Below are 638 nucleotides of genomic sequence, written 5' to 3' on the forward strand. Positions count from 1 at the left end.
TGGCCGCCATCGGCGGCTTGAGCGCGGCACCGCTTCCGGTTCATATCGCCCCGGCCTGCTTTGCGCGGCCGGGGGAGAATTTCATGTACAAGCTTTATACCCGTCCTGGCAGCGGCGGCTTCGTCGTCGAGGCAGCGCTGGCGTTGGCGAATGCACAGTTCGAGCAGATCGACGTGCCGAAGACCGACCGGCCCGACCCCGCCTTCCTCGACATCAGTCCGTTGAACCAGGTGCCGGTGCTGACCTTGCCGGACGGAAGCTCGATGACGGAATCGGCGGCGATCTGCATCCTGCTTGCCGAGCGTCATCCCGATGCCAATTTGGCGCCGGCAGCAGACGCGCCTGCCCGCGCCGATTTCCTGCGCTGGATGGCCTTCATGTCGTCGGTGCTCTATCCGGCGGTGCTGCGTTTCTACTACGCATACCGCTACACTGCCGATCCCGAAGGCACCAAGGCGGTCAAGCAGGCAGCCGTGGCCGAGATGGACCGTGGCTTTGCCGTTCTGGATGCCGCGCTCGAAGGCCGTGACTGGCTGGTCGGCGACCGGATGTCGCTGGCCGACATCTATCTGGTCATGCTGGTGGCCTGGCATCCCGACATCGACAGCGCGTGGACGGCATGGCCGAACATTGAACCT

Annotated in this window: 1 protein-coding gene; it reads left to right on the forward strand. The window is 64.7% G+C overall.

Translation table 11 applies throughout. From position 1 onward, the window contains the following. Window positions 1-83 precede the first annotated feature (83 nt). On the forward strand, window positions 84-638 hold a 555-nt coding region (locus EN925_RS38630), incomplete at its 3' end, for a glutathione S-transferase family protein (RefSeq protein ID WP_164894822.1).

Source organism: Mesorhizobium sp. M7A.F.Ca.US.006.04.2.1 (genome assembly GCF_004022915.1).
Classification (GTDB): domain Bacteria; phylum Pseudomonadota; class Alphaproteobacteria; order Rhizobiales; family Rhizobiaceae; genus Mesorhizobium; species Mesorhizobium ciceri.